This window comes from Bradyrhizobium sp. LMG 9283 (assembly GCF_045571415.1).
GTDB lineage: Bacteria > Pseudomonadota > Alphaproteobacteria > Rhizobiales > Xanthobacteraceae > Bradyrhizobium.
Map to the genome: position 1 here is coordinate 5,662,323 of NZ_CP120691.1, position 22,419 is coordinate 5,684,741.

Annotated in this window: 23 protein-coding genes and 2 riboswitches; of the genes, 6 read left to right on the forward strand and 17 right to left on the reverse strand. The window is 67.5% G+C overall.

The genetic code is table 11. The features are described 5' to 3' along the window. Positions 1-49: 49 nt before the first annotated feature. Complete coding sequence (locus P6U29_RS26880) at positions 50-622, forward strand: histidine phosphatase family protein (protein WP_407113098.1); 573 nt, start codon at positions 50-52, stop codon at positions 620-622. Here P6U29_RS26880 and cobT read toward each other — a convergent pair. From cobT to cbiE, 8 genes are all read right to left on the reverse strand, one after another. Beyond that, positions 615-1,667 (reverse strand): nicotinate-nucleotide--dimethylbenzimidazole phosphoribosyltransferase, encoded by a 1,053-nt coding sequence (gene cobT / locus P6U29_RS26885; RefSeq protein WP_407113099.1) that lies wholly within the window; start codon positions 1,665-1,667, stop codon positions 615-617. The genes P6U29_RS26880 and cobT overlap by 8 nt on opposite strands. Positions 1,668-1,673: 6 nt before the next feature. After that, the gene (gene cobF, locus P6U29_RS26890) at positions 1,674-2,423 is read right to left on the reverse strand and encodes a precorrin-6A synthase (deacetylating) (RefSeq protein ID WP_407113100.1); all 750 of its coding nucleotides are present in this window, start codon (positions 2,421-2,423) and stop codon (positions 1,674-1,676) included. Positions 2,424-2,469: 46 nt separating this feature from the next. Beyond that, on the reverse strand, positions 2,470-3,147 hold the full coding sequence (locus P6U29_RS26895; RefSeq protein WP_407113101.1) for an energy-coupling factor ABC transporter permease: 678 nt from the start codon (positions 3,145-3,147) through the stop codon (positions 2,470-2,472). 36 nt (positions 3,148-3,183) lie between these two features. Next, positions 3,184-3,404: riboswitch (cobalamin riboswitch) on the reverse strand. Between the two features lie 45 nt (positions 3,405-3,449). After that, entirely contained in the window at positions 3,450-4,181 is a 732-nt protein-coding gene (gene cobA, locus P6U29_RS26900; protein WP_407113102.1) for a uroporphyrinogen-III C-methyltransferase, read from the reverse strand. Then, a complete protein-coding gene (locus P6U29_RS26905) occupies positions 4,178-5,488 on the reverse strand; it encodes a cobyrinate a,c-diamide synthase (RefSeq protein WP_407113103.1) in 1,311 nt (436 codons plus the stop codon). Before P6U29_RS26905 ends, cobA begins: the two co-directional genes overlap by 4 nt. Then, the gene (gene cobM / locus P6U29_RS26910; RefSeq protein WP_407113104.1) at positions 5,488-6,270 is read right to left on the reverse strand and encodes a precorrin-4 C(11)-methyltransferase; all 783 of its coding nucleotides are present in this window, start codon (positions 6,268-6,270) and stop codon (positions 5,488-5,490) included. Before cobM ends, P6U29_RS26905 begins: the two co-directional genes overlap by 1 nt. Further along, complete coding sequence (locus P6U29_RS26915; RefSeq protein WP_407113105.1) at positions 6,267-6,635, reverse strand: cobalamin biosynthesis protein; 369 nt, start codon at positions 6,633-6,635, stop codon at positions 6,267-6,269. Before P6U29_RS26915 ends, cobM begins: the two co-directional genes overlap by 4 nt. Continuing rightward, the gene (cbiE, locus tag P6U29_RS26920; protein ID WP_407113106.1) at positions 6,632-7,813 is read right to left on the reverse strand and encodes a precorrin-6y C5,15-methyltransferase (decarboxylating) subunit CbiE; all 1,182 of its coding nucleotides are present in this window, start codon (positions 7,811-7,813) and stop codon (positions 6,632-6,634) included. Before cbiE ends, P6U29_RS26915 begins: the two co-directional genes overlap by 4 nt. Between cbiE and P6U29_RS26925 the strand changes: the two genes are divergently transcribed. Beyond that, entirely contained in the window at positions 7,812-8,558 is a 747-nt protein-coding gene (locus P6U29_RS26925; RefSeq protein WP_407113107.1) for a cobalt-precorrin-6A reductase, read from the forward strand. The two genes, cbiE and P6U29_RS26925, sit on opposite strands and share 2 nt — an antisense overlap. Here P6U29_RS26925 and cobJ read toward each other — a convergent pair. Genes cobJ through P6U29_RS26960 form a run of 7 tightly spaced genes read right to left on the reverse strand, consistent with a single transcriptional unit; the run spans position 8,534 to position 16,456 of the window. Then, positions 8,534-9,268, reverse strand: a complete 735-nt coding sequence (gene cobJ, locus P6U29_RS26930) for a precorrin-3B C(17)-methyltransferase (protein WP_407113108.1) — start codon at positions 9,266-9,268, stop codon at positions 8,534-8,536. The genes P6U29_RS26925 and cobJ overlap by 25 nt on opposite strands. Then, the gene (locus tag P6U29_RS26935) at positions 9,265-9,996 is read right to left on the reverse strand and encodes a precorrin-2 C(20)-methyltransferase (protein WP_407113109.1); all 732 of its coding nucleotides are present in this window, start codon (positions 9,994-9,996) and stop codon (positions 9,265-9,267) included. Before P6U29_RS26935 ends, cobJ begins: the two co-directional genes overlap by 4 nt. A gap of 2 nt (positions 9,997-9,998) precedes the next feature. Beyond that, entirely contained in the window at positions 9,999-10,628 is a 630-nt protein-coding gene (locus tag P6U29_RS26940; RefSeq protein WP_407113110.1) for a precorrin-8X methylmutase, read from the reverse strand. Further along, a complete protein-coding gene (gene cobG, locus P6U29_RS26945) occupies positions 10,628-11,791 on the reverse strand; it encodes a precorrin-3B synthase (protein WP_407113111.1) in 1,164 nt (387 codons plus the stop codon). Before cobG ends, P6U29_RS26940 begins: the two co-directional genes overlap by 1 nt. Next, positions 11,788-15,036: a cobaltochelatase subunit CobN gene (gene cobN, locus P6U29_RS26950; RefSeq protein WP_407113113.1), complete on the reverse strand. Its 3,249-nt coding sequence runs from the start codon at positions 15,034-15,036 to the stop codon at positions 11,788-11,790. The genes cobG and cobN overlap by 4 nt, the downstream gene beginning before the upstream one ends. After that, complete coding sequence (cobW, locus tag P6U29_RS26955; RefSeq protein WP_407113114.1) at positions 15,036-16,085, reverse strand: cobalamin biosynthesis protein CobW; 1,050 nt, start codon at positions 16,083-16,085, stop codon at positions 15,036-15,038. Before cobW ends, cobN begins: the two co-directional genes overlap by 1 nt. Further along, positions 16,082-16,456 carry a DUF1636 family protein gene (locus P6U29_RS26960; protein WP_407113116.1) on the reverse strand — a complete coding sequence of 125 codons (375 nt, stop codon included), beginning with the start codon at positions 16,454-16,456 and terminating at the stop codon, positions 16,082-16,084. The genes cobW and P6U29_RS26960 overlap by 4 nt, the downstream gene beginning before the upstream one ends. A gap of 93 nt (positions 16,457-16,549) precedes the next feature. After that, a riboswitch (cobalamin riboswitch) is annotated at positions 16,550-16,772 on the reverse strand. A 38-nt stretch (positions 16,773-16,810) separates the two neighbouring features. Between P6U29_RS26960 and cobO the strand changes: the two genes are divergently transcribed. Beyond that, a complete protein-coding gene (gene cobO, locus P6U29_RS26965; RefSeq protein ID WP_407113117.1) occupies positions 16,811-17,446 on the forward strand; it encodes a cob(I)yrinic acid a,c-diamide adenosyltransferase in 636 nt (211 codons plus the stop codon). A gap of 7 nt (positions 17,447-17,453) precedes the next feature. After that, a complete protein-coding gene (locus P6U29_RS26970; RefSeq protein ID WP_407113119.1) occupies positions 17,454-18,902 on the forward strand; it encodes a cobyric acid synthase in 1,449 nt (482 codons plus the stop codon). 192 nt (positions 18,903-19,094) lie between these two features. Here the strand turns inward: P6U29_RS26970 and cobD are convergent, their stop codons facing one another. Together cobD and cbiB are read right to left on the reverse strand one after the other, a co-directional pair. Then, positions 19,095-20,063 (reverse strand): threonine-phosphate decarboxylase CobD, encoded by a 969-nt coding sequence (gene cobD / locus P6U29_RS26975; protein WP_407113120.1) that lies wholly within the window; start codon positions 20,061-20,063, stop codon positions 19,095-19,097. 11 nt (positions 20,064-20,074) lie between these two features. Next, positions 20,075-21,016 carry an adenosylcobinamide-phosphate synthase CbiB gene (gene cbiB, locus P6U29_RS26980; RefSeq protein WP_407113121.1) on the reverse strand — a complete coding sequence of 314 codons (942 nt, stop codon included), beginning with the start codon at positions 21,014-21,016 and terminating at the stop codon, positions 20,075-20,077. Positions 21,017-21,136: 120 nt separating this feature from the next. Here cbiB and cobU point away from each other — a divergent pair, with 120 nt between their 5' ends. Then, positions 21,137-21,640 (forward strand): bifunctional adenosylcobinamide kinase/adenosylcobinamide-phosphate guanylyltransferase, encoded by a 504-nt coding sequence (gene cobU / locus P6U29_RS26985; protein WP_407113123.1) that lies wholly within the window; start codon positions 21,137-21,139, stop codon positions 21,638-21,640. Then, positions 21,637-22,419, forward strand: coding sequence for an adenosylcobinamide-GDP ribazoletransferase (gene cobS, locus P6U29_RS26990; protein WP_407113124.1), 783 nt, complete (start codon positions 21,637-21,639; stop codon positions 22,417-22,419). The genes cobU and cobS overlap by 4 nt, the downstream gene beginning before the upstream one ends.

The following is a 22,419-nucleotide window of genomic DNA, read 5'->3' on the forward strand; positions in this document are numbered from 1 at the left end:
GGCAGTTGCGGCGTTGTGGCCACGGCAACCAACTTCCTTGGAGATGAGCATGGAAGGCGAGACCTTCCTCTGGTTGATACGGCATGCGGCCGTCGAGGGCGTCGCCGGGACGATCCATGCAGCCGATGCGCCGGCGGATCTCGGCGATCACGCGGCATTGGCGGCTCTGCGGCAGCACTTGCCGCCGGATGCCGCCAGCTATGCCAGCCCGTCGCGGCGCACCGTCGAGACGGCGCGCGCACTGGGGCTCACACCGGAGTTGGTCAGCGAATTCCGCGAGCAGGATTTCGGCGACTGGACCGGCCATCGTCATGACGAGCTCGCCGCGACCGGTGGCGATGCCTATGCGCAGTTCTGGCGCGATCCGGCGTGCGGACGGCCGCCGAACGGCGAAAGCTTTGCGGATCAGGTCGCGCGCGTGCGGCTGGGTCTGTCGCGGATTGGCGCCGGCTCCGCAGCGCTGGTCGTACATTCCGGCACCATCCGCGCCGCGCTCTGCATCGCGCTGGACCTGACACCGCAAGCCGCGTTGCGCTTCGTGATCGACCCGCTGTCGCTCACCCGGATCGACCGGCTCGCGGGCGGCTGGCGCGTCGTCTCCGTCAATCAGTGCATCAGCTAGGCCGATCCGGTACGTTGGCCTGTGCGAACGTCGCCATGCCGTTGTGAAGCGCACAGGCCGAGCGGACCAGCGGCAGCGCGATGGCGGCGCCCGATCCCTCGCCAAGCCTGAGATCGAGGCTGATCAGCGGCTGCACGTTGAGCGCGCGCAACACCAACCGATGCCCCTGCTCTGCTGACTGATGCGACGGCAACAGAAACGGCTGGCAGGACGGATTGAGACGCGCCGCCGCCAGCGCCGCGACCGACACGATGAAGCCGTCGATCAATACGGGAACGCGGCGCTGCGCGGCCGCAATGATCGCGCCTGAGATCGCCGCGATCTCGAGGCCGCCGACCGCGCACAGGATCTTTTCGGCCGAAGCTCCGGCAACGCTGTGGCGTGCGATCGCCGCATCGATCACCCGCGCCTTGTGCGCCCGACCGGCTGCATCGACGCCGGTACCGCTGCCCGCGATCTCCTCGGCGCTCACACCAAGCAGGCTCGCCGCGATCGCCGCGGATGTCGTGGTGTTGCCAATGCCCATCTCGCCGAAGATCAGCAGATCGGGCTGACTGGCCTCGGCGCGCACCACCGCGCGCTTGCCGGCTTCGAAGGCGAAGGCCAATTCGGCCGGCGTGAGCGCAGCCTCGACGCTGAAGTCGTTCGTGCCGCTGCGCGGCTTGTCGGTGACGACGCCTGCCATCTGCTCCTGGGCCAACGTGCCGGCATCAACCACTTCCAGGCTCGAGCCCAGCTCGCGCGCCAGCACCGAGATCGCGGCGCCCCCGGAGGCAAAATTCGCCATCATCGCGATGGTCACGGCTTGCGGATAGGCCGACACGCCCTGAGCGACGATACCGTGATCGCCGGCAAAGACGATGATCGGCACGCGCCCGGCGCGAGGCCGCTCCGTCGCTTGCAGGCCCGCAAGCTCGATCGCGAGCTGCTCGAGCCGGCCGAGCGCGCCGGTCGGCTTCGTCAGTTGCGCTTGCCGCGCAACGGCCGCGTCGCGATGGACTGCGGAGATCTCGGGGCAGTTCCGGTAAGCCCATTCGGGAAGCATGCTGCCTCAACGCCTTCGCTTGAGAATGTAGCTGTCCATGATCCAGCCGTGCCGCTCGCGCGCCTCTTGCCGCAACGCGACGATGCGCGGACCGGCCTCGGCCAGTGCGCCGGACATGATGATCTGATCGGGCATGCCGAGATAGGCGCCCCACCAAATGTGGAGCCCGGCCGGGTCGAGCGACTGAAACGCCGTGCCGCCGTCGAGCATCACCGCCACGGTATCGACGCCTTGCGGCCAGCCGCCTTCGCGCAAGCGCCGCCCCGTCGTGACCAGGAACGGCTCGCCGATGTCATTGAGTGGCAGCGCATGCGCGGCGCACAGCGCCTGGATCGAGGTGATGCCTGGCACAACTTCGATATGCGGCAACGGATGGAGCCGCCGCGCGATGCGCAACGAGGAGTCGTAGAGCGACGGGTCGCCCCAGATCAGCAGCGCGACCTTGCCCTCGCCTGCGAGATGCCTCGCAATGGTCTGCGACCAGGTCGCGGCAACCGCATCGTGCCAATCGTCGACGCCCTTGCGGTAATCAGCTTCACCGGCATCGCGCACGGGAAGATCGAATTCGGCGATGACTGTCTTGTCGCTGGTGAGCACGTCCGCGCAGATCATCCGTCTGAGATCCGCAAGATCGGACTTCGCAGCCCCCTTGCGCGGGATCAGGACGAGATCGGCCGCGTTGATGGCTTGAATCGCGGCGCGCGTGAGCTGCTCGGGATTGCCGCAACCGATACCTATCAGAGAGAGCGTGAGCATCGCGAGCGCGATGGGCGGCCGCAGCGGCCGCCCTTTCGCTGGTCTCTCAGGCCGCGTTGTGCAGGCGCGGCGTGACGAGGCCGGGCGCGGTGACGCCACGCAGCGACTTCGCCAGCGCCAGCACGGCGAGATCGGCGAGCGGCTCGATCACGACGACCAGCGCATAGGACCCGGCAAACGCCGCGATGTTGGCGAGGTTGGTCGCACCGAAGCCGGAGCCATAGAGCGCCCAGAACGCCACCCAGGCGACAATGCCGGACTGATAGGCGGTCGAGAGCGCCAGCGCCTGGCGGTATTGCAGATCGACGTAAGCGGTATTGCGCGGAATGATCCGCGTCGCGAGCGCCTGGATCGCAAACAGCGGCACCAGGAGCGTGGTGACGTTCATGCCGTATTGCGGCAGATCGGTCGGCACAAACAACACGCCCTGGAGCAATAGGCCGAACGCGAGGCCGAAGGCCGCGGGCGCAGCACCAAACAGCAGGAACAGGGTCGAGCCGAGGATGAAGTGCACCTCGGACACGCCGACCGGGAAGTGCGGCAGGATTTGGAAGAAGGTGAAGACAAGGCCGGTGGTGGCGAGCGTGCGTGCCGCGAACGAGCCGACGCCCTGCTCGCGGACGGTCTCGGCCGCCAGCTTCAACGCAACGCCGCCTGCGGCGATGCCGGTTGCATAACTCAACACGAGCTTGGCGCCCGTCACGACCCCGGGTTCGATATGCATGGCTCAATTCCTTCCTGCCGTCACACCCGACGGCGTTGGCCTCAAAACGTGCAGGGCCGGTCTCCTGGCTCGCGGCTCACTGGGGTTCTCCGGCCTTCCCGGACCTTGCGGCCCAGTGGCTGATCGGAGCCCCTCACCGCTTACAGTCGCGGGGGCGGCTGGGGTTTTGGGCGCCGCAATTGGGTCCGCCCACCCCCATTCCCGATTATGCTCCGGCGCTTTGCGCCGCGTTGAGCACCATGCCTCTCTTGTGTGCCCCTTTCGCGGAGCCGGCGTCAAGGGGCGAACGGCTGCGGGAGCCGTCATGACGGATAATCCCCCGCCAGCGCGCCGAACAGGATCACGGCCGCAGTGGAAGCGGCGCCGCCGCGCGCAAGTTGCTCGGCGAGCTCGACAATCGTGGTGCGGACCAGCCGTTCGTCGGGTCGTCCGAGGGATTCAGCGAACAGTGCCGGGGTGGTTGGCGCGAGGCCATGCGCGATCAATTTTGCGGCAAGCGCCGGAAAGGTGCGCCGGCCCATATAGACCACAGTCGTCGCCTCAGGGTCTGCCAGCGCCGCCCAGTTCAGGTTGGGCGGCAGCTCGCCGGTGACATCAGCGCCGGTGATGAACTGTACCCGTCGCGAGGTGTGCCGTCGGGTCAGCGGAATTCCTGCTTGCGCCGCGGCGACGCAAGCTGAGGTGACGCCGGGAACGATCTCGTAGCCGATGCCGGCCTCGCGCAGCGTCTCGATCTCTTCCTCGAGCCGGCCGAAAATGCCAGCATCGCCCGACTTCAGCCGCACCACACGCGCGCCGGTTGCGGCATAGTCGACCAAGAGACGGTTGACGTGGTGTTGCTTGGTCGAAGGACGCCCGGCCCGCTTTCCCACCGCGACAAGATTGGCGCCGGGCCGGGCAAGATCGAGGATCGCGCCCGAGGCAAGGTCGTCATAGAGCACGACGTCCGCCTCGCGCAGCCGCGCGGCGCCCTTCACGGTGAGGAGCTCGGGATCGCCAGGGCCGGCGGAGACGAAGGAGACAAAACCGCTCACCGGTCCTCCGCGATCAGATGAAAGAACGTGCCAGTGGCATGGCCGCGGCGCGAGCCGGTCTCGGCAATGACGGTGCCGGTTGCATCGTGCACGACGGCCAACGGCGTATCAGGCTGGGCAAGGATGGTCGAATAGTGGAACTCGTGGCCGCGCAGGCGCGCGCCGACCTCATGCCCCGGCATCGGCGCAGCCAGTTCGGCGAGGCGATAGCCCAGATGCATGCGGCGCTTGGCAAAGCTGGTCTCCAGGCCGAGCAGCCCCGCCATCTCATGGCGGACGCCGTCGGCATCGGTCAAAGCGGCACCCAGCACCATATAGCCCCCGCATTCGCCATGCACCGGCCGCGTCTCCGCGAAGCCGCGAAGGCCACTGCGAAAGCGTGCATTGGCCGCGATCTTGCCAGCATGAAGCTCGGGATAGCCGCCCGGCAGCCAGCACACATTGGCGCCTGCGTCGGGCGCTTCATCGGCCAGCGGCGAGAACGGCAATATCTCGGCGCCGGCCGCGCGCCAGGCTTCCAGCATGTGCGGATAGACGAAGGAGAATGCCGCATCGCGGGCGAGGGCAATGCGCTGACCGGGCGGCGTCACGTTCAGGCCGTTCGCCGCAGCTTGCGGCGACCAGCTCGCTGCCGAACGCAGGACTGCGTCAAGATCGACATGTTCGGCAACGAAGCGCGCGGCCTCGTCGATCAGATTGCCGATCTCCGCCTGCTCCTCGGCCTGTACGAGGCCAAGATGCCGCTTCGGCAGGCTGATCTCGGCATGGCGCGGCAGCGCACCGAACACGGCAATGCCGGCATCGTTCAGCGCGCGCCGCACGAGATCTTCGTGACGCGGGCTGGCGACGCGGTTGAGCACGATCCCTGCAAGGCGCACGCCGGGGCGATAGTCGCGAAGGCCCGCGGCAATCGCGGCCGCAGTCTGCGCCTGCCCAGAGGGATCGATCACCAGCACCACCGGCCAACCCAGCATCTCCGCGATATCGGCGGTGGCGCCGGTGCCGGAGACACCACGCGGGGCAACACCGTCGAACAGGCCCATCGAGCCCTCGGCAAGCACGACGTCGGCATCGGCACCGCGGCTGACGAGATGCGCAATGCTCACGCGATCCATCGCCCAGCTGTCGACGTTGACGGAGGCGCGCCCCGTGGCGGCGGCGTGGAACGCGGGATCGATATAGTCGGGTCCGCTCTTGAAGCACTGCACGTTCAGGCCGCGATTGCGCCAGGCGCGGGCGAGCGCCAGCGTCAGCGTGGTCTTGCCGACGCCGGAGGCAGGTGCGGAGATGACGAGACCGGCCGCCATCACGACGCCTCCGGAAAGCGCGGCTCTGCTCCGACCGGCCGGTAGCGGCGGTCGTAATCGACGGCATAAAGACGGCTCTCGTCAAAATCCTCAGCACCAAGCGTCCTGCCGACCAGGATCAACGCCGTGCGCTCCATCTCGCCGCCCACGGCCGCATTGAGGGTGCCGAGTGTCGCGCGGACCATGCGCTGATCCGGCCAGCTCGCGCGCCACACGATCGCGACGGGGCAGTCCGCACCATAGTGAGGCGTCAGCTCGGCCACGACCTTGTCGAGCAGATGGATCGACAGGTGGATCGCCAGCACCGCGCCGGTCGCGGCGAACGCGGCGAGCTTCTCGCCTTCGGGCATCGCGCTGGCGCGTCCCGGCGTGCGCGTCAGCACCACAGTCTGAGCCAAGCCGGGCAAAGTCAGTTCGGTCTCTAGCGCCGCCGCGGCAGCCGAGAACGAGGGCACGCCGGGTGTCACCGTGTAGGGGATCCCGAGCGCACGCAAACGGCGGAGCTGCTCGCCCATCGCCGACCAGATCGAGAGATCGCCGGAATGCAGCCGCGCGACGTCCTTGCCCTCGGCATGCGCAGCCGCAATCTCCGCGATGATCTCGTCGAGCGACAGCGGCGCGGTGTTGACGATGCGCGCACCAGGCGGGCAATGCGCCAGCACGCCCGCCGGCACCAGCGAGCCCGCATAGAGGCAGACCGGAGAGGCGGCGATCAAATCGCGGCCGCGCAGCGTCAGCAAATCGGGCGCGCCCGGCCCGGCGCCGATGAAATGCACGGTCATGCGCCGTCTCCTTCCGCGATCGCGGCGGTCGCGGTGCGATCCTGCGAGACCACACGCGTCGCAATCAGCCGCGCGCGAGGACCGGCTGCAGCGAGCGCCGCGGCTTCGGCGACTGATCCCGTGCCGAACTTCTCCGCGACGAGATTCGAGTTCGTGAGCGTGTCGATATCCGCCAGCCTATCGGCCGGAACCGCCATGATCGGCACACCGCACTCACGCGCGAGTTGCTTCAGCACCTCGGCGTTGGCCTTGTCGGTGACGGTTGCCATCGCCGCAAGCCCCTCGGGGCCGCCCGCCGCCAGAAGCGCTTCGCGCAGCGAAGCCAGCGTGACGTCCTTTCTGAACCCGAGCCCGGCAACCTTCATCGGACCGTACTCCACTGCACCACGGGCCGCGCGGCCTCCCACGACCGGTAGCGGCCGAGCGGAGCGGCATGTGCGATCTCGACCCGCATCAGCTCGCCGCCATGGCGCTGGTGCAGCTCACCGAGCAGCGCTTCCGTCTCCAGCGTCACCGCATGCGCCACGAGCCGTGTACCACCTGAGAGGCGCGACCAGATCGCGTCGAACATTGTGCTATCGAGGCCACCGCCGATGAAGACGGCGTCCGGCGCGTCCAGCGTAGCGAACGCCTCGGGCGCTTTCCCCGTGACAATGGTGATCCGGTGCGAAAGTCCAAAGGCCGTCGCGTTGCGGCCGATGTTTGCCACGCGATCCTCACGCGCCTCGACTGCAGTCGCCATTCCCCCGCAGAGTGCCCACTCGACCGAGATCGATCCCGATCCGGCGCCGATGTCCCACAGCCGCTCCCCCGGACGCGGCGCCAGCGCCGAGAGCGCCAGTGCGCGGACCGGCCGCTTGGTGATCTGGCCGTCATGGACGAAAAGGTCGTCTGACAGGCCCGAGCTGCGGGGAATGCCCTGCGTCCCCCTCGCCAGCACCGCGACCGCGACCAGATCTCCAGCAATGTCCTCGGCAAACAGGTCGACGCGATGCTGATTGATGTATTCGCGTGGACCGCCAAGCGCCTCGAGTGTCCACAGGAGTGAGGCGCCCCATCCGCGTTCCGTCAGCCATTTGACGAGTTTGTCCACGGCCGCTGCGTCGCGCACCAGACAAATGATGCGTGCATTTTGTGCCAAATGCGGCACAAGACGCTCGAACGGCGCCGCATGGAGACCGAGGCACGTCACGGACTCAAGGCGCCATCCCAGCCGCGCCGCCGCAAGCGAGAAGGTCGACGGCGCCGGGTGCGCGATCCACTCGTCGCCATCGAGCTTCTCGGCGAGACTTGCCCCGGCGCCATGCCAGAACGGATCGCCGGATGCCAGCACCACTGTTGGCTGGCCGCGACAGCTCAGCACGATATTTGCGTCGAACGGCACCGGCCAAGGTCGGCCGCGGCTGCCGACACCCGCCAACGCAAGATGACGCTCGCCGCCGAAAACGGTTTCTGCCGAGGCAAGCGCCTTTCGGCTTGCCTCGGAGAGGCCAGCAAGGCCATCTTCGCCGATACCGATGATCGTCAGCCAGGAATCAGCCATGACGCGCGCCCTCATTCTGGGCGGAACGAGCGACGCGAGCGTGCTCGCAGCGGCGATCGCGCGCGCCAGTATTGACGCCGTGTATTCGTACGGCGGCCGCACCCGCGCGCCCGCCGACCAGCCGCTGCCGACCCGCATCGGCGGCTTCGGCGGCGCGAGCGGTCTTGCCGACTATATTCGTCGTGAGGGCATCACGCATGTCATCGACGCGACGCATCCCTTCGCGGCCGAGATGAGCCGCAACGCGGTCGAGGCTTGCACAGAGACGGGCACGCCGTTGATTGCGCTGGAGCGCGCGCCCTGGATCAAAGCGTCCGCCGACAACTGGATTGAGGTCGTCAACGTCGACGCTGCCGTCGCCGCGCTGCCCGACGCGCCGGCAAACGTGTTCCTCGCCATTGGCCGCCAGCACATCGCGCCGTTCGCGGCCAAGTCGCAGCATTCTTACACGCTGCGCTTCGTCGACCCGCCCGAAGCGCCCCTGCCCTTCGCGGCCGATGTGATCGTGTCGCGTGGCCCCTTCACCCTCGACGGAGAGCTGGAGATGCTGCGCACACGCGGCATCGCGTGGATCGTCGCCCGTAATTCCGGCGGCGACGGCGCGCGCGCCAAGATCGACGCCGCCCGCCTGCTCGGCCTGCCCGTGATCATGATCTCGCGGCCAGAACTGCCCGTGCGGTTGCGGGTCGAGAGCGTCGGCGAAGTGGTGCAGTGGCTCGGTCATCGGATCTGCCTCGGCGCATAGACCCAGCGGCCGACGCGGCGCGTCTGCGAATTGCCGACGATCACCAGCGTGCGCATGTCGGCCATCTCGGCCCGGGCCCCGTTCAGCGTCACGGTCTCGATCTTCTCGTCGGCAGCACTGATCGCACGCGCAAAGATCACCAGGCGCTCGCCGCAGCCGGCTTCGCGAAGCACCGCAAGCGCGCGGCCAAATCCTTCCGGCCGGCTCGCCGAGCGCGGATTGTACATCGCGATGGCAAAATCGGCTTCCGCGGCAAGTCGAAGACGCTTCTCGATCACCGTCCACGGCTTGAGATTGTCGGAGAGATTGATCGCGCAAAAATCATGGCCGAGCGGCGCGCCGGCGCGGGCGGCCGCCGCCAGCATCGCGGTGATGCCGGGCAGAACACGGATCGGCAGGTCGTGCCATTGCGGCGTCTGCTCGAGCGCCTCGAACACGGCGGACGCCATCGCGAATACGCCGGGATCGCCGGAGGAAACGACCACGACCTGCCCGCCCTCCGCGGCGAGCCCTAGGGCCTCGCGTGCACGCTGCAGCTCCTCGCGATTGTCAGATGGATGCAGCTTGAGGCCGGCCCGCGGCGGCACGCGTGCGACATAGGGCGCGTAGCCCAGAATGTCGGTGGCGGCTGCAAGCGCCGCGGAGACTTCCGGCGTCACCAGCGTGTCGCTGCCCGGCCCGAGGCCCGCGATGGTCAGGGTGCCCGTCATTCGGCAGCGTCCAGATGCCGGCCTTTGCCGTGCACGAGCACGATCGCAAAATAAGGACAATCGGCGGCATCGATCTCGGCGAGCCGCGCGACACGCTCGCCCGGCATGGTGCCGCGCTCGACCAGCCAGGCATCGTCCAGCCGCCCGGCGGCCGCGAGCGCGCGGCGCACCTTTGCGAGATTACGGCCGGTCTTCATGACGACGAGCGCATCGGAATCGCGCATGCGCCGCTCGAGCTCGTCTTCGGCAAGCGTCCCCATCAGCACAGTCGTCACGTCGTCACCGAGCGCGATTGGCTGTCCGATGCCGTTCCAGCAGCCGACCATCCCGGGAATTCCGGCGATCACCTCGATCTCGACGCGGCCTTGCAGGCGCGTGTGCAGATGCATGAAGGAGCCATAGAAGTAGGGATCGCCCTCGCAGAGAACGACGACATCGACCGCGCGGGAAAGCCGCGCCAGGCGCTCGGCCCATTCGTCGTAGAAGCCGGCGAGCAGTTGCACGTAGTCGGGACTGTCGAAGGCGATCTCGGTCGTGACCGGATATTCCATGGGATATTCGGTGACGTCGGCAGCGAGCATGCCCTCGACGATGCGTCGCGCCTGACCCGGCCTGCCCTTCTTGCGGAAATAAGCGACATGCTGCGCGCCGCGCACCGCGCGATCGGCGCGCACGCTCATCAAATCGGGATCGCCTGGGCCGAGGCCGCAGCAGATGATACGTCCCATGACTATTCGCTCCGGCTCGCCAGCGCGTTCACGGCAGCAACCGTGATCGCGGAGCCGCCGAGGCGGCCTTCGATCGTCAGCGCTGGCGCCGGCGGATCGGCCATCAGCGCGGCCTTGGATTCGGCGGCGCCGACGAAGCCGACCGGACAGCCGATGATCGCTGCCGGCCGCGGGCAGTCGCGGTCCTCCAGCATGTTGAGCAGATGAAACAGCGCTGTCGGCGCATTGCCGATCGCGACGATCGCACCATCGAGATGCGGCCGCCACAGCTCCAGCGCGGCGGCCGAACGTGTGTTGCGCATGGAGTGAGCGAGCGCAGGAACGGACTCGTCTCCGAGCGTGCAGATCACGGCATTGGCCGCAGGCAATCTTGCACGCGTAATGCCTTCCGAAACCATGCGCGCATCACACAGGATTGGCGCGCCCTTCTGCAAGGCCGCGCGCGCGGCGGTCGCCATGCCAGGGGTGAAGCGGATATGCGCCTCGAGGCCGACCATGCCGGCAGCGTGGATCATCCGCACCACCACCGGCTCCTCGTCGGGCGCAAAGCGCGCAAGATCAGCCTCGGCCCGAATGGTCGCAAAAGATTGCCGGTAGATCGCCGCGCCGTCGGTCTCGTAGATGTGCGGCATCAGTTCCCTCCGACCAGGATGGAGGGATCGCTGACAATGTCGGCGCCGCTCAGCCCGCGCAGGACCGGCTCGTCACGGGTCGAGCCGTCGCGAACGAGATCGAATCCGGCGCGCGTCGCAATCAGCGTGACCGCAGCCGTGCCGGAATGGGCGCAGCCTTTGCCACAGCCGGAGACGTGGAGCCGCCCATCGGCGGCAATGCGCGGCGCCAGCGCTGCTGCGAGCGCGCGCGTATCGGCATGGGCTTCCGGGCAGCGCGGCGCGCCGCTGCAGGCGATGACGCGCAGCGCCGGATCATACGGCTCGGTGATGAGGCCCGCCAAGCTCGGCATCTCGCGCTTGCCTTCGCTGAGCACCATTCGCCAGGGCGTCATGCGCAGCGCATGTCCGCCGCTGGAGAACTGATGGAGGGTCGCGTGCAGCATCTGACCGAACGCAACGCCGACCATCGCGCCTTGCGGATAGTGCCCGGGCCGCGCCGCGGCCATCACGGGCGCGGGCTCGGTCTCGCCGCGCAGCGATTGGGGCAATGCCGCGCCGGATGCGATGTGGGCTGCCATGCGCCCTCGCCCACCCCTCGCGCCGCCGGAGATGAGGAACCAGCTTGCGAGCGCCAGTGCCGCGCTCACGACCTGTCCGCGTTCGACGCAGCGGCCGAGCCTTGCGCCGTCGGCCCGCACAAGGAGACGGCCCGAGTGGTCGCGCTCGATGCGGATGTCGGCGGAATCGCCAGCCAGGACGCGCGATCGTCCGTCATCGATGGCGAAGCCGAACTTGGTGGGAAGCGCGAGGCCGGCATCGGCAAGCGCCTCCTCGAGCTCCGCGGCGAGCGACTGCGTTTCGTCGCCGCTGCTCCAGAACGGCGTCACCAGGATGTTGCGCCTGGCTTCTATATCGGCGTCGGGATCGAGCAGCGCCAGTTGCGCAAGGCCATCGAGCAGCGACCGATGGCCATCCTCCTTGACGCCCCTGATCTGGAGATTGGCCCGGCTTGTGACGTCGATCAGGCCATTGCCGAAGCGCTCGGCCAGTTCCGCAAGTCCGGATATCTGTGGTGCTTCAAGGCGCCCGCCAAACGGACGCACGCGGACCACGAGCCCGTCGCCGGACAGCATCGGGCGAAGCGCGCCGGGACACCAGCCTTTCACCGCAGATGTGCTCATGAGGCCTCCCGCAGTGCCGCCGCGATCGAATTGCGGCGCGTTCGCCACAGTGAGGCTTCGTGCAGGCGTGTGAAGCAGGTCTCCATGGCGGCGAGTGCAGACGGATTTTCGCGGGCCATGAAGGCACGGACGTCGTCGTTGCCGAGTGTCGCGTCGTAATAGAGGTCGAACAAATGCGGCGGCACGGCGCCGGCGAGATGGGCGAAGGCGGCCATGTGCTCCAGCGTCGCGGTGATCTCGGCGGCGCCACGAAAGCCGTGGCGCATCATGCCGGCGATCCAGGCCGGATTGGCCGCGCGTGACCGGACGACACGTGAAATCTCCTCCGTCAGCGTGCGCGCATGCGGCTCGTTGGGCCGTGTCGCATCGAGATGATAGAGGGACGGCGCGCCGGCACCGAGGTGAGCTGCAGCCGCAGCGACGCCTGCTTCATGCCCGGCGTAGTCCGCGGCGAGCAGCAAATCGGTTTCGGGTAAATCCTGGATATGGACAAAAGCATCTGCGGACGCGAGCCGCGATTCGATGCCTGCGCGATCCGGCTGCATTGTACCATCCACCGAGAACGCCCAGGACGATGCCGACAACCAGGCTTCGCCGGCGGCCTCGCGCGTCTCGGGCGTGAAGGCATCCGGGATCGCCGAAAGGCCGACGCCGTATTGTCCAGGCCGCGGCGCGAACACGCGGGACGCACGGTGGCGATACGGATTCTCGTCGCCCTCATCGTCGCGCGCCGCGAGCGCCTCGGACGCGGCTTCGAACAATTGCGCAAGGCCTGCGAAGACATCGCGGAACAGGCCCGACACCCGCAGCGTGACGTCGATGCGCGGACGGCCGAGCTCGGCCGGCGCGATGATATCGTAACCGGTGACGCGGCCGGAGGCGTGATCCCAGCGCGGCGCAAGGCCGGCCAGATGCAGCGCCATCGCGAACTCCTCGCCGGCGGTGCGCATCGTCGCCGAGCCCCAGAGATCGACGACGAGGCCCTTCGGCCAGTCACCGTGATCCTGCAAATGGCGGCGCAGCAGCTCCTCGGCAAGCTTGATACCTTGCGCATGCGCCGATGGCGTCGGCACCGCGCGCGGATCGACGGCGAAGAGATTGCGTCCGGTCGGCAAGACGTCCTGACGGCCGCGATACGGAGAGCCCGACGGCCCCGGCGCAACGCGACAGCCTGCGAGCGCCGCGCGCAATGAATCCCGCTCCGCTTCGCCGCAAGCGCCGCGGCCGAACACGTGCAGGCCGTCGCCGAACTGGCTTTCCTTGAGGTCGCAAACGAAACGATCGATCCGCGGGATCGCTTCGGCCGGCGCGGCCGAGGCATCGAGACCGAGATCATCTTCCAATCCGGCGGCGCGGGCCTCATCCCGGATCGCCGCGATCAGCCGCTGGCGGCGGGCGGGATCGAGACCGTCGGCCGTCGAATATTCATCGAGCAGGCGTTCGAGTCGGCGCAGGCCCTCGGGCACGGAAGATTGTTCGAGCGGCGGCGGCAGATGGCCAATCGTGACAGCGCCAATGCGCCGCTTGGCCTGCGCGGCCTCGCCGGGATCGTTGACGACGAAGGGATAGATGACGGGGAGATCGCCGATCAAAGCTTCGGGCCAGCACGCTTGCGACAGCGCCACGGATTTGCCGGGCAGCCATTCCAGCGTGCCATGTGCGCCCATGTGCACGACGGCATCAACGCCCTGCTCGCGGAGCCAGAGGTAGAACGCGACATAGGCGTGCCGCGGCGTGCGGGCGAGATCGTGATAGTCGGCGTCGCGCGAGGCCGCATCGCCCCGCTCGGGCTGGACCGCGATGATCGATCGGCCGCATTGAATGGCGGCGAAGTGGAACGCACCGTCGCGGCAGCTCGGATCATCCTCCACCGCGCCCCAGGCCTGGGCGAGATCGTCCTGCAAGGATTGCGGCATGCGCGCGAGCGCCGCGCGATAATCGGCAACACGCCAGGTCAACTTCTGCTTCAGCAGCATTTCGCCGAGCGCGTCGACCGCCGCAACCTCGAAGCCCACTTCCGCGAGATCGGATACCAAGACCTCGACGGAGGCGAGCGCATCGAGGCCAACGGCGTGCGCGATCTGGTGCGGACGGCCGGGATAGTTCGAGAGCACGATCGCCAGCCGCTTCTCGCCGGCCGGCTTCTCGGCAAGTTCGCGCCAGGCCGCGACGCGCGCGGCGACGGCCTTCACACGCTCCTCGTCGGGCCTGTGCGCCAGATGCGAGAACTGCAACTCCGGATCGCGCTCAGCGGCCGATTTGAAGCTCACCACTCCCGCGAACAGGCGGCCATCGACCTCCGGCAGCACCACATGCATCGCGAGGTCGCCTGGAGAGAGGCCGCGCAGCGACTCCGCCCAGTCCTCACGCCGTGCGGTGGAGAGCGCGACCTGGAACACCGGGCACGATGCGGCATCGAACGGCGTCGTGCCGTCTTCGCCCAGGGCCGAGAACGCCGTCGCGTTGACGATCGCCGCCGCTGGATGTTGCGCCAGATGCGGGCGCAACCAATCGGCAACGCCTGGCGCCTTCAGCGAAGTGACGAACGCGCCATAAGCGTCAAAGCCGCGCTCGCGAAGCGCCGCGATCAGGGTATCGACCGGGCCGGTGTCGGCAGCGGTGAGATAGGAGCGATAGAACGTCACCAGCGCGCGCGGCTTCTTCTCGGCACCGACCGGCGCCGCAATGACACCGCGCGCGGGATCGTAAAAGCCCATCTCGGGCACGGTCATCTCGCCGACGACCGGGCCTGCATAGAGTCCCGAAGCCAATGCGAGCTGTGCAATCGCCGCCTGCGCTGCGACCGGGCCGCCGGTATCGCACAGCACCTTGAGCCGACGCAGCGTCGAGACTGGTAGCGTCGAATATGCATCGAGCCGTGTGTCGTCGCGCCCATCGGCCGGCAGCACGGCCAGCTCGATGCTCCGGTCCTTGGCGAGCTGTTGCAGGGCTGCGAGCCCGTACGGCCAGTAGGACTCACCACCGATCAGGCGCACCAGGATGCCGCGCGCCTGCGGCAGCGTGCGCTCGATATAGGTGTCGACCGACAGCGGATGACGCAGTTCCGCGAGATTGGCGAGCCGCAGCGACGGCAGACTGTCGCGGCCGCGGCGCCAGCCGGCCGCGAACGCCGCAAGGTCGGAATCCGAATACGAGAGCACCACGAGATCGGCCGGGTCCTGGCCGATGTCTCTTGGCGTCGCGGTCTCCTCCAGACCGCGGCTCTCGCGGAAAACGACGTGCATCAGATGCCAGATCCTGAAAGTCCGAGTCCTGACCTGATCGCGGCCTCATCGATGTCAGCATGCTCGCCAATCACGACGAGCTTCGACTGCCTGAGACCTGCGCCCCAGGGCTTGTCGAACTGGTGCCGCACGCGCTCGCCGACGGCCTGCAGCAACAGCCGCATCGGTTTGCCGGCGACCGCGATGTAGCCCTTGGCGCGCAGCACGTTCTGCTCGCGCGCCAGCTTCTGGACCGATGCGACCAGCGCCTCGACGTCCGCCACTTCCGGAAGATCGATCACGACGGACGCGAAATCGTCGTGCTCGTGCTCCTCTTCGCCGTCATGATGCGAGGGGCGCGCGGCAAGATCGTTCTCGGCGGCAGCGCCAAGGCCGAGGATGACGCGGGCATCGATCGCGCCGTCGGTGACCGGGAGCATCGGAACGCGGCGCGGCATCTCGGCAGTGATCGCGGCCTTTGCGGCTTCGATCCCAGCGCTACCCGCCAGATCCGCCTTGGTCAGCAGCACGATATCGGCGCAGGCGATCTGGTCCTCGAACACCTCCGACAGCGGCGTCTCGTGATCGAGACTCTCGTCCGCCGCGCGCTGCGCCTCGACGGCGTCAGGATCGGGCGCGAAACGGCCGGCCGCGACAGCTTCGGCATCGGCCAGCGCGATCACGCCATCGACGGTGATGCGCGAGCGGATCTCCGGCCAGTCGAACGCCTTGAGCAACGGCTTTGGCAGCGCCAGACCAGAAGTCTCGATCAGGATGTGATCGGGCCGCACCGGTCGCGCCAGCAATTGCTCCATGGTCGGAATGAAATCGTCGGCCACGGTGCAGCAGATGCAGCCATTGGCGAGCTCGATGATGTTCTCTTCCGGGCAATTGTCATCCGCGCAGGATTTCAAGATCTCGCCATCGACCCCCTCGCTGCCGAACTCGTTGACGAGCACGGCGAGCTTCTTGCCGTTCGCATTGCTGAGCAGATGCTGGATCAGCGTGGTCTTGCCGGAGCCGAGAAAACCAGTGACCACCGTCACCGGGACCTTTGCGAGCGAGTTCATTCGGCGGCCTCCGGCACGGCGGTAATGGGGGGAATGCGGGCAAGCGATTGCTTGCGGAAGATTTCGGGCCGGCTGCGCCAGGGCACGATGCCATCAGGCGCGGCGGCATAGGCCGCAGCGCCTGCGACCACGTCACGCGCATTTGCATCCGACAGGCGGCCATAGACATAGGACCAGCGGCCGGGCGCGCTGAGCGCGACCGAGCAGCCCTGGCTGCAAGCCGACAGGCATTCGACGGGAACTACATTGATGCCCTTGGGCACGCCCGCCTTGACGATCGCGCCATGCAGGCGCTTGCCGGGCGTCGTCTCGCCCTCGCCCAGTGTCTGGCCGGCGCGACAGGTAATGCAGACGTGAAGTGTGACGGTCATCGCCTCTTCCAGATAACAGCGGGAGGCGATGGAGGCACACGGACCCCGACTTGAGAGGCCGTTTCCCCGTCGCGGAACACCCCGTCCGCCGGTCCAAAACTCGTCCGCGCTGGCAGGTCTCCCGGCTTGCGGAGCAGGGTTTTGGCCCTTCGATCCCCGCCTTCCCGATTCCCCGGGGGAATCAGTGGCTTCGGGCATCTCTCCGGTCACGGTCGCGGGGGCGGCTGCATTTTGGACCCAAATCTTGCCGATTCGGACCCTATCGCATTCCCTCTTCGCCTGTCATAGGACAGGAACCAACGCCGGGCCACCATTTGCCGGTGGCCGCCACTTGTCAAGAAGGACCGGGGACCGATGACGCCTGAACCGGATACCCACACAGCCGAGGAAACCGACGCCCGGCACGCCCAGAAAATGGCGAAGAAGAAGGCCGCCCGCGACAAGATCATGGCGACCAAGAGCGGCGAAAAGGGCCTCATCATCGTCCACACCGGCGCCGGCAAGGGAAAATCCTCCTCTGCCTTCGGCATGATCGTCCGCTGCGTCGCCCATGGCTTCCCTTGCGCGGTCGTGCAGTTCATCAAGGGCGCCTGGGATACCGGCGAGCGACGCCTGCTCACCGGCCATTTCGGCGACCTCTGCCAGTTCCACGCCATGGGCGAAGGTTTTACCTGGGAAACGCAGGACCGCGCCCGCGACATCGCCGCCGCGCGCGCCGGCTGGGAGAAGGCCAAGCAGCTGATATCAGATGAGCGCTTGCGCATGGTCGTGCTCGACGAGATCAACATCGCGCTGCGCTACGACTATCTCGACATCGCCGAAGTGGTCGAATTCCTGACGACGCAGAAACCTGCGATGACGCACGTCGTGCTCACCGGGCGCAACGCCAAGGACGAGCTGATCGAGATCGCCGATCTCGTTACCGAGATGACGCTGGTGAAACATCCGTTCCGTTCCGGCATCAAGGCCCAGGCCGGCGTCGAGTTCTGAAGGCACGATGGCACGCGCGCTGATGATCCAGGGAGCCGGCTCGGACGTGGGCAAATCGCTCATCGTCGCCGGCCTCGCGCGCGCCTTCACGCGGCGGGACTTGCGCGTGCTCCCTTTCAAGCCGCAGAACATGTCGAACAATGCCGCCGTCACCGTCGATGGCGGCGAGATCGGCCGCGCCCAGGCACTGCAGGCGCTCGCCGCCGGGGTCGAGCCGCACACCGACATGAACCCGGTGCTGCTCAAGCCCGAGACCGATGTCGGCGCACAAATCGTCGTCCACGGCAAGCGCATCGCAACTGCGCGAGCTCGCGACTATGCCGCAATGAAGCCCTCGCTGATGGGCGCGGTGTTGGAGAGTTTTGAGCGGCTGAAGGCCCGTGCCGATCTCGTGCTGGTCGAGGGCGCCGGCAGTCCGGCCGAGGTGAACCTGCGCAAGGCCGATATCGCCAATATGGGCTTTGCCCGCAAGGCCGACGTTCCGGTCGTGCTGGTCGGAGATATCGATCGCGGCGGCGTCATCGCCCAGCTCGTCGGCATCAAGACGGTGATCGACCCCGACGATGCCGCGATGATCTGTGGTTTCGTCATCAACAAGTTCCGCGGCGATCCCACTCTGTTCGACGATGGCTACAAGCTGATCGAGCAAAAGACGTCGTGGCGCGGCCTTGGCGTGCTGCCCTGGTTTCCGCGCGCCGGCGAGCTGCCCGCCGAGGATGCACTGGGTCTGAGTGACGCGCGCAAGCCCGGCCAGTGCAAGATCGCGTGCCTCGCGCTGTCGCGGATCGCCAATTTCGACGATCTCGATCCGCTCAAGCTCGAGCCGGGCGTCGATCTCATCACGGTCCGTCCGGGCGAGGCGATTCCCGGCGATGTCAGGCTCGTCATCATCCCCGGCTCAAAATCCACCCGCGGCGATCTCGCCTTCCTGCGCGCGCAGGGCTGGGACATCGATCTCCTCGCGCACCACCGCCGGGGCGGTCATGTGCTCGGCCTCTGCGGCGGCTATCAGATGCTGGGACGCAGCGTGGCCGACCCCGACGGCATCGAGGGACCTGCGGGCGACACGCCGGGCCTTGGGCTTCTCGATGTCGAGACGGTGATGAGCCCGCAGAAAACGCTGACGCGGGTTGCAGCCGTGCACGCCGCGACGGATCAGCCGATCGAGGCCTATGAGATCCACATCGGCCGCACTGACGGGCCCGATCGCGGCCGCCCGTTCGCGAAACTGAATGGCGAGCCCGAAGGCGCGATCTCGCCGGATGGGCGCGTGCAAGGCAGCTATCTGCACGGCCTGTTCACGTCGGATGACTTCCGCAAGGCATTTTTGGCCAAGCTCGACATTCCCGCAGGCGACGAGCCCTATCACGCCCGGGTCGAGAGCGCGCTCGAGGCGCTGGCCGATCACATCGAAAAGCATCTCGACGTCGAAGGCCTGCTCGCGCTAGCGCGCTAGAGCGGAATGGCTTTAGGTGGAACCGATGGCCACGGCTCGTTCACCTCTCCCGCTTGCGGGAGAGGTCGGCGCGAAACGCCAGGTGAGGGCTTTCTCCTCTTGGGGATTGTCCCGTTGCGGAAACACCCTCTCCCCGACCCTCTCCCGCAAGCGGGAGAGGGAGTGCAGCGTGTTGCAGCGATCAAGCTCGTGTTAATTACGTTCTAGGGCCTCGCCGAGCCGCGTCCATTCGCTTTCGTGGCCGGGAAGCCCGAGCCGCAGCCAGGTCGGCTCTTGCGCGAACACGCGCGACCAGATGTGGCCATGTGCGAGCTTCTCCTGCGCGGCCTGTGCGTCAGGCGTCTCGTAGAGACGAAAGAGTGACGCGCCGCCGACGAGTCGCCACCCCTGCGCTTGTGCCATCTCGTCGAGCCGGACACAGTCGCGCGCGAGCCGTTCGGACGTCACCTCGGCCCAGGTGTCGTCGCGCAAGGCGCGACAGCCAATTGCGATCGCTGCGCCCGAAACAGGCCATGGACCCGACATCGCGGCAAGCCTGTCGATGTCCGCCGCATTCCCGATTGCGAACCCGAGCCGCAGGCCGGCCAACCCAAAAAATTTTCCGAAGGACCGCAGGATCAACAGTCCCAGCCGATCCGCTTCCGGCGCGAGCGACAATTGCGGAACGCCATCGGCAAAGCTCTCGTCGATCACCAGACGGCCGACACGCGGCAGCAGTGCGAGCAGATCCTTTGGCGCATGACACCGGCCATCAGGATTGTTGGGATTGACGACGATGGCGAGATCCGCGCCCGCCAGCGCATCGAGCTCCGCCACCTCCTGGACATCCCAGCCTACAGCCGACAGCACCCCTGCATATTCATTGTAGGTCGGAGCAAGGATGCGCGCGCGACCGGGTGACGCCAGGTGTGGCAGCAACTGAATGACGGCTTGCGCGCCTCCCATCGCAACGACCGGTGCACGCGTGCGATAGGCCTGCCGCGCGGCCTGATGCAAGGCATCGATCTCGGCGCGCGACGGCAGCGCGCTCCACGCGCGCGAGCTCACCTCGCCCACGGGATAAGGCAACCGATTAATCCCCGTCGACAGATCGATCCAATCGTCCGCGCGGCCACCAAACCGCTGCTGGGCCAGATCGAGATTTCCACCGTGCTCGCGCATGCCCCGTTCTGTCACGCGAAGGCCAGGATCGCAAGGAGGCCGGCGAGCAGCAGCATGGCGCGGCGGTAGACGGTCAGTGCCTCGGTGATGTCGGCGGCGAGCGGATCGCGCGCGCCTTCGTTCAGCCAGGGCTCGTCGGTCGCGCTGCCATGATAGATGCGGGGGCCACTGAGCCGTACGCCAAGTGCGCCCGCCATCGCCGCTTCCGGCCAGCCGGCGTTCGGCGAACGATGCCGGCGCGCATCGCGCGTCATGCACGACAGCGCCTCCGATCGCCTTGGCGCCAGCAGCACGAACAGGAATCCGGTCAGGCGCGCCGGAATGAAATTGGCGACATCGTCGATGCGCGCCGCCGCCCACCCAAAGGCTTCATGTCGTTCGCTGCGATGGCCGATCATGGAGTCCAGCGTGTTGATGGCCTTGTAGCCGAGGACTCCAGGCAAGCCGAACAGCGCGCCCCAGAACACCGGCGCGACGATGCCGTCGGAGGCGTTCTCCGCAAGGCTCTCGATCGCCGCGCGCGCGATGCCGGCTTCATCGAGCGCGGTGGGATCGCGGCCGACGATGCGCGACACCGCCTCGCGTGCGGCGGCGATGTCGCCTGCCTGCAACGGCGTCGCGACGGCGGCAACGTGATCATGGAGCGAGCGCAGCGCGACCAGTGGCCAGGCCAGGATGCCAATCAGCATGATCGAGATCCAGCCCAGCGAAAGCACCGATTGAACGATCCAACCGAGCGCGACGGAGAGCGCGATCACCACAAGTGCTCCAGCAACGCCCACGACGCGGCGAAGCCACGGCGGATCAGCTGCGCGATTCCAGGCCGTGTCGATGGCGGCAATCAGCCGGCCGAGCCAGGTGACGGGATGGCCGATCCGCGCGAACAGCGGGGCGGGCCAGCCCAGAAGGGCATCCACCGCCATCGCCACCAACATCGCACCCGCAAAGCCCACACCCGCCTCCTGTCCGCCCCTGTTGCGCAAAGCGAGGGCGGAGCGCAAGCCCCTCGCCCCCTGATTTCGGCTTTGTCTTTGGTCACGATTGATGGTTAGTCAGGCTCACGGGAGACCTTGATGACCATCATCTTGATCACGGGCGGAGCGCGATCGGGCAAGAGCAAGCGTGCGGAAACGCGCACGCGCGCCTTTCCCGGCCAGCCCGTCTACATCGCGACGGCCGAGGCGCTCGATGGCGAAATGGCGGAACGCATCGCAAGACATCGGGCGCGGCGCGGAACCGACTGGATCGAGCGCGAGGTGCCGCTCGATGTCGTGCCCGCGCTGCTCGCAACCGATGGTGGCGGCGCACGGCTGGTCGACTGCCTGACGCTTTGGCTCTCCAACCTGATGCATGCGGAGCGCGACTGGGAGCACGAGGTGAATGCGCTTGCCGGCGTCCTGCCCCGGCTGAAGAGCCCGGCTGTTCTCGTCACCAACGAGGTCGGCCTCGGCATCGTGCCCGACAACGCACTGGCGCGCAGCTTCCGCGATGCCGCCGGTATCATGAATCAGATCATTGCCGATGTCGCCGACGAGGTCGAGTTCGTCGTCGCCGGCCTGCCGATGAAACTGAAATGATGCCAGGCACCGAACTCTTGCGGGACGTCGTCGCCGATCTTCGAATCGCAGCATCGTTCGTGACGATCCTGCCCGTGGCATCGTCGAAGCCCGCCGGTGACGGTGCGATCGCGCGCGCAACCTGGGCGCTGCCCGTCGCGGGACTGCTGGTCGGCCTCGCCGGCGCCTTGATCTACAAGATCTCCATTCGGATCGGACTGACACCAAGCCTTGCCGCCCTGCTCGCGCTGGCCACGACCGCCTTCATCACCGGCGCGCTGCACGAGGACGGGCTTGCCGATACCGCGGACGGATTCGGCGGCGGCCACACGCGTGAGCGCAAGCTCGAGATCATGCGCGACAGCCGGATCGGGACCTATGGCGTCTGCGCACTGATCCTGTCGTTCGGCCTACGCTGGAGTGCGCTTGCAGCGATCGCAAATCCATCGGCCGTCATGCTCGCGCTGTGCGCTGCGCACACTGCTGCCCGCGCCGGCGTGCCGGCCTTCATGTCGCTGGTGCCGCCGGCGAGGCCTGACGGCCTGTCGGCCAGCGCCGGTTCGCCGCCGGGCCGCAGCGTCGCGATTGCCTTCGCTGTTGGAACGCTCGCGCTTGCTCTGGCGTTGGGGCCGGGCAAGGCGCTGGTCGGCCTGGTCCTGCTGTCGCTCGCCGGCCTAATGCTGGCGCGGCTTGCCATCCGCCAGATCGGCGGGCAGACCGGCGACGTCCTCGGCGCGTTCGAGCAGACGGGCGAGATCCTTGTCCTGCTGGTGGCCGCCGCCTTCCAGATGGGACGCTGA

What these genes read in the sequence shown, in the direction of transcription:
- P6U29_RS26880 (WP_407113098.1), top strand. Translation starts at nt 50, where the DNA reads ATGGAAGGCGAGACCTTCCTCTGGTTGATACGGCATGCGGCCGTCGAG.
- cobT (WP_407113099.1), bottom strand. Translation starts at nt 1,667, where the DNA reads ATGCTTCCCGAATGGGCTTACCGGAACTGCCCCGAGATCTCCGCAGTC.
- cobF (WP_407113100.1), bottom strand. Translation starts at nt 2,423, where the DNA reads ATGCTCACGCTCTCTCTGATAGGTATCGGTTGCGGCAATCCCGAGCAG.
- P6U29_RS26895 (WP_407113101.1), bottom strand. Translation starts at nt 3,147, where the DNA reads ATGCATATCGAACCCGGGGTCGTGACGGGCGCCAAGCTCGTGTTGAGT.
- P6U29_RS26905 (WP_407113103.1), bottom strand. Translation starts at nt 5,488, where the DNA reads ATGGCGGCCGGTCTCGTCATCTCCGCACCTGCCTCCGGCGTCGGCAAG.
- cobM (WP_407113104.1), bottom strand. Translation starts at nt 6,270, where the DNA reads ATGACCGTGCATTTCATCGGCGCCGGGCCGGGCGCGCCCGATTTGCTG.
- P6U29_RS26915 (WP_407113105.1), bottom strand. Translation starts at nt 6,635, where the DNA reads ATGAAGGTTGCCGGGCTCGGGTTCAGAAAGGACGTCACGCTGGCTTCG.
- P6U29_RS26925 (WP_407113107.1), top strand. Translation starts at nt 7,812, where the DNA reads ATGACGCGCGCCCTCATTCTGGGCGGAACGAGCGACGCGAGCGTGCTC.
- cbiE (WP_407113106.1), bottom strand. Translation starts at nt 7,813, where the DNA reads ATGGCTGATTCCTGGCTGACGATCATCGGTATCGGCGAAGATGGCCTT.
- cobJ (WP_407113108.1), bottom strand. Translation starts at nt 9,268, where the DNA reads ATGACGGGCACCCTGACCATCGCGGGCCTCGGGCCGGGCAGCGACACG.
- P6U29_RS26935 (WP_407113109.1), bottom strand. Translation starts at nt 9,996, where the DNA reads ATGGGACGTATCATCTGCTGCGGCCTCGGCCCAGGCGATCCCGATTTG.
- P6U29_RS26940 (WP_407113110.1), bottom strand. Translation starts at nt 10,628, where the DNA reads ATGCCGCACATCTACGAGACCGACGGCGCGGCGATCTACCGGCAATCT.
- cobG (WP_407113111.1), bottom strand. Translation starts at nt 11,791, where the DNA reads ATGAGCACATCTGCGGTGAAAGGCTGGTGTCCCGGCGCGCTTCGCCCG.
- cobN (WP_407113113.1), bottom strand. Translation starts at nt 15,036, where the DNA reads ATGCACGTCGTTTTCCGCGAGAGCCGCGGTCTGGAGGAGACCGCGACG.
- cobW (WP_407113114.1), bottom strand. Translation starts at nt 16,085, where the DNA reads ATGAACTCGCTCGCAAAGGTCCCGGTGACGGTGGTCACTGGTTTTCTC.
- P6U29_RS26960 (WP_407113116.1), bottom strand. Translation starts at nt 16,456, where the DNA reads ATGACCGTCACACTTCACGTCTGCATTACCTGTCGCGCCGGCCAGACA.
- cobO (WP_407113117.1), top strand. Translation starts at nt 16,811, where the DNA reads ATGACGCCTGAACCGGATACCCACACAGCCGAGGAAACCGACGCCCGG.
- P6U29_RS26970 (WP_407113119.1), top strand. Translation starts at nt 17,454, where the DNA reads ATGGCACGCGCGCTGATGATCCAGGGAGCCGGCTCGGACGTGGGCAAA.
- cobD (WP_407113120.1), bottom strand. Translation starts at nt 20,063, where the DNA reads ATGCGCGAGCACGGTGGAAATCTCGATCTGGCCCAGCAGCGGTTTGGT.
- cobU (WP_407113123.1), top strand. Translation starts at nt 21,137, where the DNA reads ATGACCATCATCTTGATCACGGGCGGAGCGCGATCGGGCAAGAGCAAG.
- cobS (WP_407113124.1), top strand. Translation starts at nt 21,637, where the DNA reads ATGATGCCAGGCACCGAACTCTTGCGGGACGTCGTCGCCGATCTTCGA.